General features: G+C 36.0%; 13 protein-coding genes. All 13 read left to right on the forward strand.

What is annotated here, in order from left to right:
* Positions 1 to 285 precede the first annotated feature (285 nt).
* Positions 286 to 3,345 carry a SusC/RagA family TonB-linked outer membrane protein gene (locus ABW637_RS17880; protein WP_367586091.1) on the forward strand — a complete coding sequence of 1,020 codons (3,060 nt, stop codon included), beginning with the start codon at positions 286 to 288 and terminating at the stop codon, positions 3,343 to 3,345.
* A gap of 5 nt (positions 3,346 to 3,350) precedes the next feature.
* Positions 3,351 to 4,925 (forward strand): RagB/SusD family nutrient uptake outer membrane protein, encoded by a 1,575-nt coding sequence (locus ABW637_RS17885; protein ID WP_367586092.1) that lies wholly within the window; start codon positions 3,351 to 3,353, stop codon positions 4,923 to 4,925.
* A gap of 19 nt (positions 4,926 to 4,944) precedes the next feature.
* Positions 4,945 to 6,378: a hypothetical protein gene (locus ABW637_RS17890; protein WP_367586093.1), complete on the forward strand. Its 1,434-nt coding sequence runs from the start codon at positions 4,945 to 4,947 to the stop codon at positions 6,376 to 6,378.
* Positions 6,379 to 6,431: 53 nt separating this feature from the next.
* A complete protein-coding gene (locus tag ABW637_RS17895) occupies positions 6,432 to 7,409 on the forward strand; it encodes a glycoside hydrolase family 16 protein (protein WP_367586094.1) in 978 nt (325 codons plus the stop codon).
* A gap of 234 nt (positions 7,410 to 7,643) precedes the next feature.
* On the forward strand, positions 7,644 to 9,131 hold the full coding sequence (locus tag ABW637_RS17900) for a xylulokinase (RefSeq protein ID WP_367586095.1): 1,488 nt from the start codon (positions 7,644 to 7,646) through the stop codon (positions 9,129 to 9,131).
* 7 nt (positions 9,132 to 9,138) lie between these two features.
* Positions 9,139 to 10,464: a xylose isomerase gene (xylA, locus tag ABW637_RS17905; RefSeq protein WP_367586096.1), complete on the forward strand. Its 1,326-nt coding sequence runs from the start codon at positions 9,139 to 9,141 to the stop codon at positions 10,462 to 10,464.
* Between the two features lie 7 nt (positions 10,465 to 10,471).
* Positions 10,472 to 12,088: a sodium:solute symporter gene (locus ABW637_RS17910; protein ID WP_367586097.1), complete on the forward strand. Its 1,617-nt coding sequence runs from the start codon at positions 10,472 to 10,474 to the stop codon at positions 12,086 to 12,088.
* Positions 12,089 to 12,099: 11 nt separating this feature from the next.
* Entirely contained in the window at positions 12,100 to 12,756 is a 657-nt protein-coding gene (gene fsa, locus ABW637_RS17915) for a fructose-6-phosphate aldolase (protein ID WP_367586098.1), read from the forward strand.
* 26 nt (positions 12,757 to 12,782) lie between these two features.
* On the forward strand, positions 12,783 to 13,484 hold the full coding sequence (locus ABW637_RS17920; protein WP_367586099.1) for a phytanoyl-CoA dioxygenase family protein: 702 nt from the start codon (positions 12,783 to 12,785) through the stop codon (positions 13,482 to 13,484).
* A complete protein-coding gene (locus tag ABW637_RS17925) occupies positions 13,485 to 14,822 on the forward strand; it encodes a glycoside hydrolase family 2 TIM barrel-domain containing protein (RefSeq protein WP_367586100.1) in 1,338 nt (445 codons plus the stop codon). It begins immediately after the preceding gene.
* A gap of 8 nt (positions 14,823 to 14,830) precedes the next feature.
* The gene (locus ABW637_RS17930; protein ID WP_367586101.1) at positions 14,831 to 15,823 is read left to right on the forward strand and encodes a Gfo/Idh/MocA family protein; all 993 of its coding nucleotides are present in this window, start codon (positions 14,831 to 14,833) and stop codon (positions 15,821 to 15,823) included.
* Between the two features lie 14 nt (positions 15,824 to 15,837).
* Positions 15,838 to 17,376, forward strand: a complete 1,539-nt coding sequence (locus ABW637_RS17935; RefSeq protein ID WP_367586102.1) for a sugar porter family MFS transporter — start codon at positions 15,838 to 15,840, stop codon at positions 17,374 to 17,376.
* On the forward strand, positions 17,376 to 18,974 hold the full coding sequence (locus tag ABW637_RS17940; RefSeq protein ID WP_367586103.1) for a glycoside hydrolase family 43 protein: 1,599 nt from the start codon (positions 17,376 to 17,378) through the stop codon (positions 18,972 to 18,974). The genes ABW637_RS17935 and ABW637_RS17940 overlap by 1 nt, the downstream gene beginning before the upstream one ends.
* Positions 18,975 to 18,983 lie beyond the last annotated feature (9 nt).

An 18,983-nucleotide genomic window follows, 5' to 3' on the forward strand; every position in this document is an offset into this window, starting at 1 on the left:
TAGTCCTGTTTATGAACTTTCGGTGTTTTATAAAGACTATTATTTACTTAAACGTTTGCGAAAAAAAGAATAATTTTTCTTTTTTGGAATATAAAGATCTATTAAACAGTTGTTTATGATTTTTATTTGAAGAAAATAAATTTTCTTAATCGTGTTTTTGAAAGCCTTCTATTTATGTGTAAACCGTACTTTTTTTGAATGAAATCTCATAAAAAATTAATTTAGAACCATTAAAATTCACAAGAACAAACAAAAACAATCAATTAATAATTTAAAACAGTCAGTATGAAAAATAACTTACTAAAGATTCTTTTTATTGGGATCGTTTTGATGGTAAGTAACACTTATTCACAAAGTGTTTCGGGAATAGTTACTGGAGAAGATGGGATTCCGGTTCCAGGAGTAAATGTAATTGTTAAAGGAACGACTAATGGAGCATCTACAGATTTTGATGGAAATTATTCGGTCAATGATGTATCAAAAGATGCAATTTTGGTATTTAGTTACTTAGGCTTTCAAACCCAGGAAATTCCAGTTTCTGGGAAAACAACGATAAATGTTTCATTACTTTCTGATTCTCAGGCTCTAGATGAAGTAGTAATTTTGGGATATGGTCAGGTTCAAAACAAGAAAACGTTGACCACTGCAATCGCAACAGTAGATCCCGACGTCATAAAACAATTGCCCATATCTCAAGCAGAATCTGCATTACAAGGAACGGTGCCTGGGGTAGTGGTACAGCAGAATTCAGGATCTCCAGGATCTCCTCAGACCGTTAGAGTAAGAGGAATCGGGACACCTAATAATTCAGATCCTCTTTATATAGTTGATGGAGTTCAGGTGCCTAGCTTAACATTTTTAAACCCTAATGACATCAAGTCTCAAACAGTGCTTAAAGATGCTGCATCTAGTGCTATTTATGGTTCTAGAGGTGGTAATGGTGTAGTTTTGATTGAAACGTTAAGAGGAAAAAAGAGAAGTTCAAAACCAGAAGTCTCAATTCGAGGCTATTATGGTATTCAGAGTTTGGCAAACAAACCTGATTTAATGAATAGAGATCAATATGTACAATACTATAATGAAGGTGTTGCGGCAGCCGGAGGAAATTTGGCAGCCGGTTTCAGAGGTGAATTTACAGATGCAGAACGCCAAGCACTACCAGATACAGATTGGTATGATGTGTTGTTTAACGATGCGCCTATCCAGGATATATATGCTTCAGTAGTAGGAGGAGGAGAAAAAGTAGCTTATGCAGTTTCTGGTGGTCATTTTGGACAAGAAGGTATTCTTGGAGGGGATAACAAAGCCGAATTTAATAGAAGAAATATTAGAGGTGCGTTTGATGGAGATATAACAGATCGGTTAAGTTTTAATGTTGTGGCTCAATATCAGAAACAAGAACGGTATAATGTTTCCCAAAACAATGGTGGGGCAGGAGTCGGTATAAGTAGCTTTATTAATGCATTGCCTCCAATTTATCCTGCATATGATGAGCAAGGTAATTTTTTCAACCCTGGGTTACAAAATAGTAGTCCAACTGCAAACGGAGTGCCACTAAACAGCCTTGGTGCAGTACAAAATCCATTATTCTCCCTGGCATTACTGGACTCACAAACCGTTCAGGATATTCTAAATCTATCAGTTTCTTTGGATTGGAAACCTATTGATAATCTAAAAATCAAAGGGAATTATGGAGCATTTAGTGCATCTATTTTTAATCGATCTTTTTTACCGCTAATACTTCAAGAAAATCAAGAATATGATACCACAACCAATGTGTTTTATCAAGAAGTATTGAATAAAGGTATTACAAGACAATATGGAGGAACAGCAGAATATTCTTTCCCAAAACTGGCACAAAAGTATCATTATTTAAGTGCTCTTGCAGGTTATGAAGTTGTGGATACTAAATTTATTGGTGGCCCAACGGTAAGAACTCCAGGACCATTTTTTGTAAATGATTTCGAAAGTGTCAATTTTGCTTTATCTGTTGAAAATAATGCTGATGCTACAATAACAGCAGGTTCATCTATACCTTTAGGATTGCAATCCTATTTTGGAAAAGTTGATTATAATTATAACGATAAATATTTACTTAGTGCGGTTATAAGAAATGATCAATCTTCTAATTTTGGACCCAATAAACGTTCGGGCTGGTTTCCAGCTGTATCAGCAGGTTGGGTAATCTCTGAAGAACGTTTCTTAGAAGATAGCAATAACGTAAATCTTCTTAAAATTAGAGGAAGTTGGGGAGTGAGTGGTAATGATGGATCTCCTAGAGCATTGGCTTACAAAGCGTCTGTAAACAACCGATCGGCTTATGCAGGTCAACCGGCGATTGTATTAACAGGGTTATCTAATCCAAACCTGCAATGGGAAGAAATTACGCAACTCAATGTAGGGCTCGATATCAATGCATTTAATAATAAACTTGGCTTTACTGCAGATTATTATGTGAAAGAAACTAGCGGTATTTTGTTACAAGCGACTACACCTTTAACTTCTGGTGTTAACCCTTCTGTAGAGAATACAGGTGATATCGAGAATAAAGGTTATGAATTTATAGTATCCTGGAGAGATACCTATGCCAGTGGATTTTCTTGGAATGCTAGTGTAAACCTCGGATTTAACGAAAATGAAGTAACAAGTTTAGGTGAAACTTCTTTCATAGATAATGCTCAGGCACAACAATTTCAAGGAACAATTTCTAGAACTAGAGTGGGAGACCCTATTGCTAGCTTTTTTGGATTTGTTGTCGAAGGCAGAGATGCTGCAGGTAATCTAATCTTTGCAGATATGGATGGTAGCGGTAATAATAAATTAACTCCAGACGCAGATGATAGAACAATTATAGGAAATCCTAATCCTGATTTCACCTTTGGAGTAAATCTTGGTTTTGATTATAAGGGATTAGATTTTTCTGCATTCATGTCTGGAACTGTCGGTAATGATATTTTCGATGCTACAATTCGATATGATGCCGTGGGTACAAATAGACCTTCATCATATATAGAAGAATCCGATACTCCAAGAAATATTGCAGCCACTACTTCAACAAATGGAGAACAGTTGATATCCGATTTTCATGTAAAAGATGGTTCTTATATGAAATTGAAGAATGTAACTTTAGGATATACCATTCCTGAATCAGCAGTTAAGTCAATAGGCGCATCATCTGTAAGAGTTTATGTTTCGGGTCAGAACTTATTTACATTAACTAAATATTCTGGATTAGATCCAGAGATTGGACAAAATAATTCAGCTAGCCCTTTAAATATAGGGATTGATCAAGGGTTTTTCCCGCAATCACGTAACTTTTTACTAGGTTTTAATTTTAATTTTTAAAAACAATGAAAGTATTTAATTATATAGAAACAAAAAGGGTAACACAAATTTTTATGTTGCTTCTTAGTGGGGTGGTATTATTTCCTTCTTGTTCTGATGACATATTAGATAAAGAACCCATAACCGAAATTGTTCTGGATACAGCTTTTAATACAGAAGAAGATGTAGTATTTAGTCTTAATGGTGCTTATGATGCCTTGCAATGGCAAAATGTTGCAGGAAGTCAAACTTTTCCTTTAATGCAACAAGGAGTAAGAGCAGATGACCTACATTCTCAATCGGCTGCTTTCTGGCAACCAGGTGCACAGTATGATCAATTTAATACTATTACACCGACTTTGGCATCTGTAGCTTCGGTATGGAGTAAATGGTATCAAGGAATTGCAAGAGCTAATTTTACTATAAAAACCGCAGAAGAGTTTGGCAATTTTGAAACCTCTGGATTACAAGATCAAATCATAGCCGAATCTAAATTTTTAAGAGGATTGTATTATTTCGAGTTAGTACGTCTTTTTGGAGGAGTTCCTCTTTTTGATGAACCCATAATTTCTGCAGATCAAGAACAATTTAAACCCAGATCTTCTGAAGCAGACGTGTATACTTTTATAGAAAATGATTTAAAAAGTGCCGCAGCTATATTGCCGCTTAAAGGAGGCGAACGAGTACAAGGTTCGGCAACATCAGGTGCTGCTTTAGCATTGCTTTCCAAAGTATTCTTGTATCAAGAGAAATGGACTGAAGCAGTTGATGCTGCACAGCAAGTGATCAATCAAGGAGTGTATGTGTTAGAGTCTGATTTTAGAAATAATTTTCTTCAGACCACCGAGTTCGGGGCAGAGTCTGTGTTTGAAATTAATTATGTTGATGGTTTTTCTACCGTTGATTTTAACAATGTTCCTCAAGCACAAGATGGCTCCGGAATGTGGAAATGGAGTTTCCCTTTCCTAACGGGCTATAATTCTTTCAATAATTTTATTCCCAGACAAGATTTGGTTGACTTTTTTGATGATAGTGACCAAAGAAAAGCTGCTACATTTTTACTTCCTGGGCAAAGTACAAACTCTCCTGGCTTAGCTGCATTAGGATGGGATCCTGTTCCTAACGATTTTGGGTATGCTATAGGAGTTAATACAGGAGTAAGAAAGTATTTTTTAACGTTTGAAGAAGTACAAGAGCTAACCACCGAGTTTCAATCTCCTTTAAATGAAAAAGTGATTCGATATGCAGATGTATTACTAATACATGCCGAAGCATCCATTATGGGTGGCGGAGGTAATGGCTCAGATTCCTTTAATTTGATTGTAGAAAGAGCATATGGGGCAGGTAACCCCGCTATTCCTGCATATACTATGCAAGGGGTTAGAGATGAAAGACGTAGAGAATTAGCTACAGAAGGATGGAACCGATTTACTGATCTGGTACGTTGGGAAAAGGCCGATGGGGGCGGAGTGATCAAAAATGCATTAAATGCGGTTGGTAAGTTTGGTTTTAATGCTCCTAGAGATTTATTATTACCGATCCCTCAGCAAGAAATAGATACATACCCTCAAGGGATGTTAGAGCAAAATCCTGGTTATTAATAATAGTAAGCTTAAAAAAATGAAAAAAATAATTAATATAAAATCGTTTAGAAAAGCAGGAGTGTTAGTAATGACTCTAGGTCTTTTCATAGGTGCTTTTTCTTGTACCGAAGATACAGATTTCGGATTGCAATCCATTTTGCCTTCTCATAATGATGGTATCCAAAATCTTGATGAGGATGGTATAGATTGTGGTGGGGGAAGCGGTATAGATTGCCCAAGTTGTGAGGATGGTATTCAAAATCAGGGAGAAGAAGGAGTAGATTGCGGAGGACCTTGCAGTAATGTGTGCCCCGAAGCTACACCAAGGTTTGATGCTTTAGTAAATGCCGGATTACCATATTTTCATTCATTCGAGTTAGAGGACTCTTCAGTAAATTTAGAGTTACCGGCGGATAACAGTGTTATTTTAGATTTCGGTGTTCCAGATCCAACAGGTTTAGATGAGATAGTAGGAAGATATACTCGTCCTGAAGGAAATGTTGCTGATGGTTTTTCGGATTTTAAGTTTGAAACGTTTTCTTCAACTATAGATTTTTCATCGTACAATAAATTTACATTAGATGTTTTTATGCCTTCTGATAATGGGTATGATGCTAGCCTGGTACCGATGGTCGAGATCATTTTATTAGATTCTACAAACCCAATGTTTTGGGAGACCTGGACTGTTTTAAATGCAGTAGTTGATCCAGCAGATTTTGATTCTTGGGTTACCGTTGGTTTTGATGGCGGTGCTGCACTGGCAGCAGCAACAATTTATAATACTATTGCAATTAGAATTGGAGGGTCGAATCACCAGATTCCGGCAATATTCTATCTTAGAGATTTCCTTCCAACTACTAGTTTAGTACAACCAGGCACCCCTCGAGCTGATGCCTTATCGTCTAGCGGATTACCAAGATACTTCACATTTGAAGCTGGTGATGCATCGTCTGGGTTAAATTTAGAACCTAGAACTACAAATGCAGATGGTAGTGCATATAGTCAAGGAGTAAATATAGCATATGGAGTAGCGGACCCTGCAGGTAGTATTAACGGGGTGGCTAGAATAGTGCGACCAGAAAATGGACCTTTTGGTGGTTTTGAGGATTTAAAATTTCAGCCTCAAGAGGAAGTAATTGATTTTTCAGAATATCATAAGTTCAAAATAGATGTATTTATCCCTTCTACAAATGATTTTTCAGGATCATTAACTCCAACTGTAGATTTAATCTTACATGATGATAATCCTGATTTCTTTAACCGTTGGACGGTGATTACAGAAACAGTAGCTGAAGCTGATTTTGATAAATGGATCACGCTAGAATTTGATGGTACTAATGCGGCGGCTGCAGGATCAGGAACACTGTTGCCAAGCAATACTTCATACACAATATTTACATTACGTGTAGGTGGAAGTGGTCATGGAGAATCAGGAGAATTCTTTGTAAAGGATTTTGTACCTTTTAAATAAAAAATAAATAAAAGGGAGAAGAAATTCTTCTCCCTTAATGTAATGCTATAACAATGATTAAAGAAAGAACATATATATACATATTCATTATACTAGGAATGCTTTTGATCGCATCTTGCTCATCGAGTGATGATGGAGGTTCTGGAACACCAAATCCAGTAGCCGCCACATGTACCGATGGCATTCAAAACGGTAATGAGACGGGTATAGATTGTGGTGGAAGCAGCTGTGATAGTTGTCCAACAGGAGTTGTTATTCCTACTTCTGGATTTGATGCACCTACATCATATGATGGTTATGATATGGTTTGGAGTGATGAATTTAATGATAACGAATTGTCATTGCAAAAGTGGTCTTTTAATATAGGAGATGGGTGCCCAAACCTATGTGGATGGGGTAATGAAGAATTACAATCCTATACCAATAATGCCGAGAATTTGTTTTTTGAAGAAGGTAATTTAGTTATTGCAGCAAGAAGTGAAGGAGGATCTAGTTATTCTTCTTCCAGAATTAATACAGACAATAAATTTGAGTTTCAATATGGTCGAGTGGATATAAGAGCAAGTATGCCCTCTCCCAGAGGAACATGGGTAGCTTTATGGCTTTTAAATCATAATTATACAATTACTAATCCAGGAGCTTGGTGGCCTAATGGCGGAGAAATTGATATCATGGAGTATTTAGGTGAAAAGCCTACTGAAGTTTTTGGAACCGCCCACTACGGAAGTGATTTTAATAGCCGTAGATTTAACTCTAAAGAATATCCAGCCCCAGATGAAAATTATAACAAAACATATTATGTGTTTTCTATTATTTGGGAAGAAAATAAAATTACTTGGTTAGTAAATGATGTAGAATATCACTCAATTACACCATCCCAAACTAATGGTCAACCGTACCCTTTTAATGATGAGTTTTACTTGATAATGAATCTTTCAGTAGGAGGGAACCTACCCGACGCATCACCTTTAGCCACTGATTATCCTGCTTTTTTATTAGTAGACTATATCAGGGTGCATCAAAAAAAATAGAAATACCCCATTTTATATTTGAATAACAAGCTAGTTTTTGATTGATTAAGGAAGGGAGTTTTTTCTCTTGTTCTCTAGAAACGACTCCTTTTCTAATCTTATTTACAAGTTTAAAAAAGAAATTATTATAACTAATTACGAAAATTCTAAAGGTAGATTTTCGGTGATTTGATGGATAGAAGTTTCGTCTCTGCTAAATAAGTTGAAATTTTGTCCCATACAAAAATTCATATAATGTATTACATAGGTTTTGACATAGGAAGTTCCTCTATAAAAGCTGCTTTGATTCATGCCGAAACGGGTAAATCAATTGCTTCTGTAAATGAACCTCAAGAAGAAATGGATATTATCTCAATTCATAAAGAATGGGCAGAGCAAAATCCAGAGTTTTGGTGGGAATACGTGTGTAAGGCTTCGAAACGAATTCTTAGAGAAAATGCTGTTAATAAGGATCAAATAAAAGGAATAGGGATTTCATACCAAATGCATGGTTTAGTGCTATTAGATGAAAAAGGAGAATTGATTAGAAATTCTATCATCTGGTGTGATAGTAGAGCAGTAGAAATAGGAAATAAAGCTTTTATAAATATAGGCGAAGCAAGATGCATGACAACTTTGCTCAACTCACCGGCAAACTTTACAGGATCAAAACTGAAGTGGGTAAGAGATAATGAACCCGAAAATTATAAAAGGATTGATAAGTTTTTATTACCTGGAGATTATATCGCATATAAATTTACAGGAGTTGCCAACACTACAAAATCAGGGCTTTCAGAAGGTACGCTTTGGGATTTCAAAGATGATCAACCTGCACGTTGGTTATTAGAGTATTATGATATTGATCCAAACCTTATACCCGAAATAGTTCCTACGTTTTCGCACCAAAGTGAGTTGTCGGTAAAGGGAGCCGAAGAAAGTGGACTTAAAGAAGGAATACCTATCCTATATAGAGCTGGGGATCAACCCAATAATGCATTATCGCTTAATGTATTTAATCCCGGAGAAGTAGCAGCTACAGGAGGCACGTCTGGTGTTATCTATGCTGTAACAGATAGTCTTTTTGCAAAAGAAGGAGTGAAACTCAACAATTTTGCGCACGTTAATCATACCAGAGAAAAAGCTAGTATAGGAAAACTTTTGTGTATTAATGGAGCCGGAATTCAATACAGATGGTTAAAGAATAACCTTAATCTTGAAACGAACTCCTATCAAACCATGAATTCTCATGCATCAAAAGTCCCGGTGGGTTCAAATAACTTGCAACTGATTCCTTTTGGAAATGGTGCAGAGCGAATGTTTGATAACCAAACGATAGGTACTCATATTTGTAATTTGAATCTAAATAAGCATACTCGGTCACATATTTTTAGAGCTGCATTAGAAGGAATTGCGTTCTCTTTTGTCTACGGAATGGAAATTTTGAAAAAAGATAATACAGAAATAAAAGTAATTCGAGCAGGCAATGATAACCTGTTTCGCTCAGAAATTTTTTCGAATACTGTAGCAACATTAATCAATCAAGAAATAGAAATTTATAATACAACTGGTGCTATTGGAGCAGCTCGAGCGGCTGGACTAAGTGATGGCACATTTAAAGATTTCGGTACCATGATTACCAAAAATGATCATGTGATGACGTATCATCCTCTACAAAATCAAGATGATTATGTAGAAGCATATAAAAATTGGAAAAAAGAATTAAATAGAATTATAGAAAAATAAAGTACAGATGGCTTTGATAGGAAATAAAGAATATTTTAAAGGTATTAATGATATAAAGTTTGAAGGAGCTGCTTCAGATAATCCAATGGCGTTCAAATACTACGATGCGAATAAAGTGGTTGCCGGTAAAACGATGAAAGAACATTTTAAATTTGCCATTGCATACTGGCATACCTTCTGTGGTACAGGAGCTGATCCATTTGGGCCAGGAACACTTAACTTTGCCTGGGATACATCTGAAGATGCAATTACCGCAGCAAAACAAAAAGCCGATGCAGCTTTTGAGTTTATCACCAAAATAGGATTTGATTACTTCTGTTTTCATGATTATGATTTGGTTAGAGAAGCAACGACGTTTTCAGAATCAGAAAAAAGACTATCAGCCATTGTTGATTATATCAAAGAAAAACAACAAGCTTCCGGCGTAAAACTTCTTTGGGGTACTGCAAATTGCTTTTCGAACCCACGTTACATGAACGGTGCAGCTACTAATCCGGATTTTAATGTCTTAGCAAGAGCAGGCGGGCAGGTAAAACTGGCTTTGGATGCCACAATTGTACTTAATGGTGAAAATTATGTGTTCTGGGGAGGTAGAGAAGGATATATGTCACTTCTAAATACCAATATGAAACGTGAATTGGATCACATGGCTACATTCTTAACAGCAGCAAGAGATTATGCAAGAGGACAAGGGTTTAAAGGAACTTTTTTTATTGAACCTAAACCTATGGAACCAATGAAGCATCAATATGATTTTGATACCGCTACATCCATTGCTTTCCTAAAAGAACATGGTCTTGATAAAGACTTCAAGATTAATATCGAAGTAAATCACGCTACCTTGGCACAACATACTTTTCAACATGAAATACAAGTTGCAGCAGATGCAGGAATGCTAGGTAGTATAGATGCTAATAGAGGTGATTATCAAAATGGTTGGGACACAGATCAATTTCCAAACAATATTGCAGAAGTTACCGAAGCGATGTTGGTATTCCTTAAATCAGGAGGGTTACAAGGGGGTGGTGTCAATTTTGATGCTAAAGTGAGAAGAAACTCTACCGATATGGAAGATGTTTTCCTGGCTCATATAGGAGGTGCAGATGTATTTGCACGAGCATTAACCATAGCAGAAAGAATCATTTCTTCATCCTCATATGATAGTTTAAGAGAGAAAAGATATAGTTCTTTCGACTCTGGAAATGGTAAAGCATTTGAAGAAGGAAAATTGGATCTAAACGAGCTTTATAATATTGCTAAAGAAAATGGAGAGTTAGAATTACAAAGCGGTAAGCAAGAATTATTCGAAAATATCATCAACCAATATATCTAATATTCACATGAAATCAGTATTAGAGTTTGGGGATTGGATTGTTTTAGGGTTGTATTTTTTAGCCTTAATAGGAGTAGCCGTATGGGTGATTCTTCAAAAAAACAAAAATACCGAAGATTACTTCCTGGCCGGTAGAAATGTGGGGTGGTTCGTAATAGGTGCATCTATCTTTGCCTCTAATATTGGTTCTGAACATGTAGTAGGCTTAGCCGGGACTGGTGCAGAATCCGGGATGCCAATGGCACATTACGAGCTTCATGCATGGATCGTATTGGTGCTTGGTTGGCTGTTTCTTCCTTTTTATATGCGAAGCAAAGTCTTCACAATGCCAGAATTTCTTGAGAAACGATTTGATAGTAGATCTAGATGGTTCTTATCCGTTTTTTCATTGGCGGGCTATGTAATAACTAAAGTATCGGTAACCATATATGCAGGAGGAATAGTGGTTTCAGAACTAATAGGAATCCCATTCTGGTATGGTGCCATAGGAATAGTAATTTTTACTGGTATTTATACCGTAGTAGGAGGGATGAAAGCTGTAATTTATACTGAAACATTACAAACCATCATTCTTATTGCTGGTTCTGTTATCATTACCATATTAGGGCTACATGAAGTAGGCGGTTGGGATACATTAAAAGAAACTGTAGGCTCTAACCATTTCAATATGTGGAGATCTATGAACGATCCTGATTTTCCATGGACAGGATTACTATTTGGAGGTACTATTGTTGGGATTTGGTATTGGTGTACCGATCAATATATTGTGCAACGTACATTGGCGGCCAATAATATTAAAATAGGAAGAAGAGGAGCAATATTTGGAGCCTATCTTAAGATTTTACCCATTTTTATATTTCTTATCCCAGGGATTATAGCATTTGCATTAGCAAAACAAGGAGTATTAACGTATGAAAAAGCCGATGAGGTATTTCCGATACTAGTAAAAACATTATTGCCTGTCGGACTTAAAGGGCTTGTGGCAGGAGGTCTGATGGCGGCGTTAATGAGTTCGTTGGCATCAGTATTTAACTCCTGCTCTACAATTTTTACAATTGACATCTACAAGAAGCTTAAGCCATATACTTCAGAAAAGCGATTACTTAACGTAGGAAAACTTGCCACGGTAATTATGGTGATTATGGGTATAATTTGGATCCCGATCATGAATAAAATTGGAGGAGGCGTTTTGTATCAGTATTTACAAAGTGTACAATCCTATATTGCTCCACCCATTACAGCTGTGTTCTTATTAGGTGTGTTATGGAAGAGAGTAAACTCTAAAGCGGCAATAGTAACCTTGTTTTCTGGATTGGTAATCGCCGCATTAAGAATCACTGCAGAGATATTTAAAGAAGATGTATCAGGAATCATGCACCAGTTCGCAACCATAAATTTTGCGCATATGGCAATTTTCATGTTTATTTTTTCTGTTATCATATGTAGTACAGTTAGTTTACTTACGAACCCACCAAGCTATGCTGCAATTGCAGGACTATCCTTCGGGACATTAACCAAAGAACACAAATTAGAGAATAAAGAAAGTATTACATTATCAGATATTATACTATCTGTTTTATTAGTGCTTATAGTAATAACCATATTGTCCTACTTCGTAGGATAAAACTAGAAGAAATGAAGTTTTTTATAGATACAGCAAATTTAGATCAGATAAAAGAAGCACAAGCACTTGGCGTATTAGATGGTGTTACGACAAATCCGTCATTAATGGCAAAAGAAGGCGTAAACGGAAAAGAAAACATCCTAAATCACTATCGTAATATTTGCGAAGTCGTAGAAGGAGATGTTTCTGCAGAGGTTATTGGAACTACTTTGGATGAAATGATTAAAGAGGGTGAAGAGTTGGCGGCATTACATCCACAAATTGTAGTTAAAATACCTATGATAAAGGAGGGGATAAAAGCCATAAAATATTTCACAGATAAAGGAATCAAAACCAATTGTACTCTTGTTTTTTCATGCGGACAAGCATTACTTGCAGCAAAAGCAGGAGCAACATATGTATCTCCATTTATTGGAAGATTAGATGATATTTCAACAGATGGTTTATTACTTATTGATGAGATTCGAAGAGTATATGATAACTATGGTTTTCAAACACAAATTCTTGCAGCATCAGTAAGACATACGATGCATGTGGTGAATTGTGCCAAAATAGGAGCAGATGTTATGACAGGTCCGCTTTCGGCAATAGAAGGGTTACTAAAGCACCCATTAACAGATAGTGGTCTGAAGAAATTTCTGGAAGACGCACAATTGATGCAAGTATAATATCATTGATTATAAAAGGAAGAGATATGGATGAGGATTTAATAATAGACGAATTTTGGGAAAATGGTTTCATTATTTTTGAAAACTTTTTCAGCCCGGTATTAATGGATGAGTATAATGACAAGATACTTGATCATTATGGAGTTAACCCCGATTGGGAACATACTGATGAGTTTATCACAAAATCTGCTGTAGAAGTGATCCCATGGTTTCCATATAGGGAAGGAAAACGATATTTTGACAGGATTAATAATGATAAGCATTTTAATGCTATTACAGATCTTATTTTAAAGGAACATTGGAATAATCTGTATTGTATGATGATGTTTTCTAAAGCGGGTAGTGTAGGTCAGGCATGGCATCAAGATTGTTCACCCGATGATAAAAAGTTGTATAATCTTAATAGATTAGTCTATACACACGATATTACAGATGAAACTGGTGGAGAAATAGTGATTTTTCCTAAAACTCATAAAGCAGGTATATTACCAGCGGGTATTCCTAATGAAGATCTGGAAGGTCAATTAGTTTTAAAACCAAAAAAAGGAACGGTAATTTTCCTACATGGGCATTGTTGGCATCGAGTAATGCCAGTAAAAAAAGATAGAATTTCATCTAATTTTAGAGCAGTCCCTAAAAATACTCCAGAGGATATAACCGACATCTGCGTATATCGTAATATGCGCTACAAATTTTCAACAAGTGAAGTAATAGAAGAACGTAATTAAATGATGAAAAAACATATTTTTTTAACTCTCATTAATCTACTTTTTTTCTCTTGCATAATAACAAGTCAGAAAAAAGAAAATAAAAATAATAAGCCTTCAATGGTTGAGGTGAAAGAAGTAGAAGGGCAATATAATTTTTTCGTAAACGAAGAAAAATTCGAAATAAAAGGTGTTGGCATTAATTATGCCGATGGTCATGATTTTGAAGCTTTACATAAAGCTGGAGGTAATGCTTTTCGAACCTGGACTGTAAAAAATGCAGAACAAGAGCTGGCTGCAGCCGAAAAATACGGATTCATGGTGGCTATGGGTATTAGTATCGGGAAAGAACTCTATGGCTTTGATTATAATGATAGAAGAGCGGTTGCTGAACAATTTAAGAAAGTAAAAGCCATTATAAAAAGGTATAAGAATCATCCTAATGTACTATGTTGGGTAGTGGGTAACGAATTAAATTTGCTATTTAACGAAAACGGTACTTTGCGACCTGTAAATCCAAAAGTGTATGATGCTATGGCCGATATCATAGATTTTATACACAAAGAAGATCCCAATCATCCGGTTACTATCACATTTGCAGGGGTTATCAAAGAGCATTTAAAAATAGCCTTAGAACGTTGCCCTCAAATCGATATGGTGTCGGTACAGGTATATGGGGATTTAGAAAATGTAGAAGAACGTATGAAGAATACGGGTATTCAAAAACCATATATGATTACCGAATTTGGCCCAATGGGCTTTTGGGAAATGCCAAAAACTGAATGGAATAGAGAAATTGAAGAAATTAGTGGCCCCAAAGCAGATGGGATTTTAAATAGAATACAAAAAGGACTAATCAATAATAAATCTGGTAAATGCTTAGGTGGATTTGCCTTCGAATGGGGGCAAAAACAAGAACGTACACCTACCTGGTACGGGATGTTTCATAAAGACGGAAGTCAAACAGAAACCATAGACAACCTAACCAAACTATGGACTGGGAAATATCCCGAAAACCAGGCACCACGGGTTGATTCTTTATTACTTGATGGTAAAAAAGCAACCGAGAATGTATATCTGAAACCAAAACAAAAATATACAGCGCAGGTATTTGCTTCAGAACCAGATAATGATACCTTAGTGTATAAATGGGTAGTTTCAAAAGAAGTAATCACCAGGAGTCAAGGAGGCGAAAAAGAACTAGAGCCGCCGGTAATAAATATAGAGGTTCTTTTAGATAAAGAAGGTAAATTTACCTTTTTGGCCCCAAAAGAAGGGGAGTATCGAATTTTGGTGTATGTCTACGATAATAAAGGCAAAGCAGGAGGAGGTAATATTCCGTTTATGGTAAAAAAATAAATCAATTAATGACGGCATATAAAAAAATAAAATGGGGGATCATTGGGCTAGGTAACATAGCGCATCAATTTGCTAAAGATCTTGCTCTGGTGTCTGATGCAGAATTAACTGCAGTAGGTTCTCGAACCATGGATAAAGCAAAAAGCTTTGCTAACCAGTATAATGTCAAGAATATTTATGGGTCTTATGATGAATTAATTGCAGATCCGGATCTTGATATTGTTTATATTGCTACACCACATGATTCTCATGCCAGTTTAACAATAAAGTCTTTAGAACAGAATAAACATGTGCTCTGCGAGAAACCAATAGCACTACATTATAATGAAGCTGTACAAATGATAGAAACTTCCAGAACGCAGCATAAATTTTTTATGGAAGCCTTTTGGACGCGTTTTAACCCTTCAGTTCAAGAAACCCTAGCAAAGATTAAAAATAAAGAAATAGGAGAGGTAAAGTATATCAACGCAGACTTTGCCTTTAATGTAGGAACCCCTCAGGGTAGAATGATTGATATTAATACAGGAGGAGGATCGTTATTAGATATGGGCGTGTATCCATTGTTTTTGGCTTATGTAGTACTTGGGATTCCGGATAAAATATTAGCTTCTGCCAACTTTTATGAGTCTGGAGCAGATAAACAAACATCCATGATTTTACAGTATGACAATGCACAAGCCGTATTGCATAGTAGTTTTGTATCTCCTTCAGATATGGTAGCAACAATTAGCGGAACCGAGGGTAGAATTCGATTAAATACCGTCTGGCATGAAACGCAATCATATTCTCTTATTAAAAACAATCACGTAGTAGACTATCAATTTCCAACCAAAGGAAAGGGGTTTACATACGAGATAGAAGAATGTCATCTTTGTATCAGAAATCAAAGAATAGAAAGCGAGATCTGGTCACATCAAAATAGCCTTGATCTTATTAAAATAGTAGATGAGGTAAGAAATCAAACAGGATTAAAATTTCCTTCAGAAAAACAGCTTAATTAATTTTAGAAAATAATATGTCAAGAAAAACACTTTTTATAGCATTCGTGGTTTCCCTGGGAGGGTTCCTATTTGGTTTTGATGCAGGGATTATCTCAGGAGTTATGGAGTATGCCGGTCCGCAATTCGATTTAAGTGTTGGCCAACTGGGGTGGGCAGTAAGTAGCCCGTCTTTTGCTGCCATGATTGCGATGTTGTTGGCTGGTAGATTAAGTGACCTTGTTGGAAGAAAAAAAATATTGTTGATCGTCGCATTTTTGTATGCACTATCGGCTCTATTATCTGCATATGCTATATCATATCATATGCTTTGGATTGCCAGAATGATAGGAGGGCTGGCTTTCGGAGCTGCATTGATACTAGCACCTACTTATATTGCCGAAATTTCAACAGCAAAAAATAGAGGAAAACTGGTTTCAATACAACAATTAAACATTGTATTAGGGTTTTTTGGAGCATTTCTTTGTAATAACTATTTGAATGGATTGAACAATATTGAAGGTGGTTTTTTTACCGATGAAAGTGTATGGCGATGGATGTTAGGAATAGAGTTAATACCTGCCCTATTATATTTTATATTATTGTTCTTTGTCCCCAGAAGCCCACGTTGGTTATTTGTAAAAGGAAAAGAAGAAGAGGCAAAAAATGTGTTAGTTAAGTTGCACGGAAAAACTACAGCCAATATTGAAGCTGAAGCAATAGCTAGTAATATCAATAAAGAAAAAGGGAGTAAAAATGCTTCTATATCTGAGTTATTCAAACCCGCCATTCGCTTTATACTTGTCGTTGGATTAACTATAGGAGTATTACAACAAATTACAGGGATTAATGCTATTTATTTTTATGCGACCTCTATTTTTAAACAAACTGGTATTGGTACTAATGCTGCATTTGCATCTGGTGTTTTATTAAGTTTTACAACTGTTGTATTTACAATTGTAGCCATGTTTTTAATTGATAGACTAGGAAGAAGACCATTACTTTTGATTGGTATTGGTGGCATTGCAATTAGTCTATTACTCTGTGCCTACGGATTTAATCAAGCCACATATCAATTAACCAAAGAAGAAATAGTACAACTAGAAGATATTGATCAACAAAAACTAATGCCAATTTCGGGTAAAATTTTTGAAAATGATGTTGATTTTAAAAACACGATGACAGAAATCCTGGGAACACAAATCTATGCCAAAAACGAAGGAGCAATCCTTGAGGTGGCTACAAATATGAATGCTACTTTGGTGCTAATCGGTATTTTAGGATTTATCGCATGTTTTGCATTTTCATTAGGTCCGGTGATGTGGGTAATGTTGTCAGAATTATATCCCAATAGATATAGAGGATTGGCCATTGGCTTTATTGGGTTTGTAAACTCATTTGCAAGCTGGATCGTACAACAAGTATTCCCTTGGGAACTTGCTAATTTGGGTAATGCTATGAGTTTCCTGATTTTTGGTGTAATAGCATTGTTTGGCTTCTTTGTTTTACTTAAAATACTACCAGAGACTAAAGGAAAGTCCCTGGAGCAAATAGAAAAAGACTTGATTACGAATTAATGAGTATGATCAATAATCCAATATTAAAAGGTTTTAATCCCGATCCGTCAATTATACGAGTAGGTGAGGATTACTATATTGCTACCTCTACTTTTGAGTGGTTTCCCGGGGTGCAAATACACCACTCTAGAGATCTTAAAAACTGGAAAGTGATTGCTCAACCACTTAATAGAGTTTCTCAATTAGATATGAAAGGTAATCCCGATTCTTGTGGAGTATGGGCACCTTGTTTGTCTTATGACAATGGGATGTTTTATCTGGTATACTCTAATGTGCGATCTTTTGATGGTGTGTGGAAAGACACTCCTAATTACCTAGTGACTACAACCAATATTACGGGAGAATGGTCAGATCCGATTTATCTAAGTTCTAGGGGGTTTGATGGATCTATGTTTCATGATACTAATGGAAAGAAATACTTCCTCAATATGTTGGTTGATCATAGAAAAGGTAAATTTTTTGGAGGTATAGAATTGCAAGAGTATGACCCTAAACAAAAGAAACTGATAGGCGATGTACAGTATTTACACCCTGGAACATCATTGGGGTGTACCGAGGGGCCACATATTTTCAAGAAAGATGGGTATTATTATTTGTTATTAGCCGAAGGCGGAACAGAATATGGTCATGCAGAATCAATTGCTAGGTCAAAAACTCTTTTCGGGCCCTATGAAATCCATCCAGATACGGCAATCATTACTTGTGCATCTGATCCATCACATACTCTTCAAAAATCAGGACACGGTGATTTTGTAGAAACCCCAAATGGTCGATGGTATTTTGTGTTCTTGGTGGGTAGACCATTATCGGAACACGGGAGATGTATTTTAGGGCGTGAAACTGCCATAGAAGAAATAGAATGGAGGTCCGACGGCTGGCCATATTTAAAAAGCGGATCAACATTACCACGACTCGAAGTTCCGGGATTAGATGTAGAAGAATTTCCATTTAAAAAGACTTCAATAAGAGATGATTTTGATGCTAAAGATCTAAGTATTGATTTTCAATCCTTACGAATTCCTAGAGATGAGAGCTGGGTTTCACTTTCTGAAAGAAAAGGTTTTCTTCGACTAAAAGGAAAAGAGAGCTTAGCTTCTATACATACACAGGCACTCATAGCCAGAAGAGTACAACATTTTAAAGTAGAAGCATCGACTTTAATAGAGTTTGATCCAAAAAATATTCTAGAAATGGCTGGGGTGGTATTTTATTACAATACGGGTCATTATCATTACCTACATGTGACTTCTAATGATGAAGGAACTAAGAAATTGCTAAGAATCATTTCTTCAGATCATTTTGCAATGGTAGAGCAAGAGCAAGAAATCGATATTACGGGTCAAGAACGTATTGTTTTAAAAGGGGTTCTTAATCATACGATACTTCAATTTTATTATAGTATCGATCAAGAGAATAGTTTTCACCCTATTGGAGATGAATTAGATGCCAGTATATTATCAGATGATTATGTGCGTGATAGAGATGAGCGATACAGACCAGCATTTACAGGAATGTTTGTGGGGATGTGTTGTCAGGATTTAGCATACAATAAAAAACATGCTGATTTTGATTGGTTTGAGTACAAGGAAATAAACTAAAAAAGGGAT

Origin of the sequence: Aquimarina penaris (genome assembly GCF_040786285.1) — a bacterium.
Lineage (GTDB): Bacteria > Bacteroidota > Bacteroidia > Flavobacteriales > Flavobacteriaceae > Aquimarina.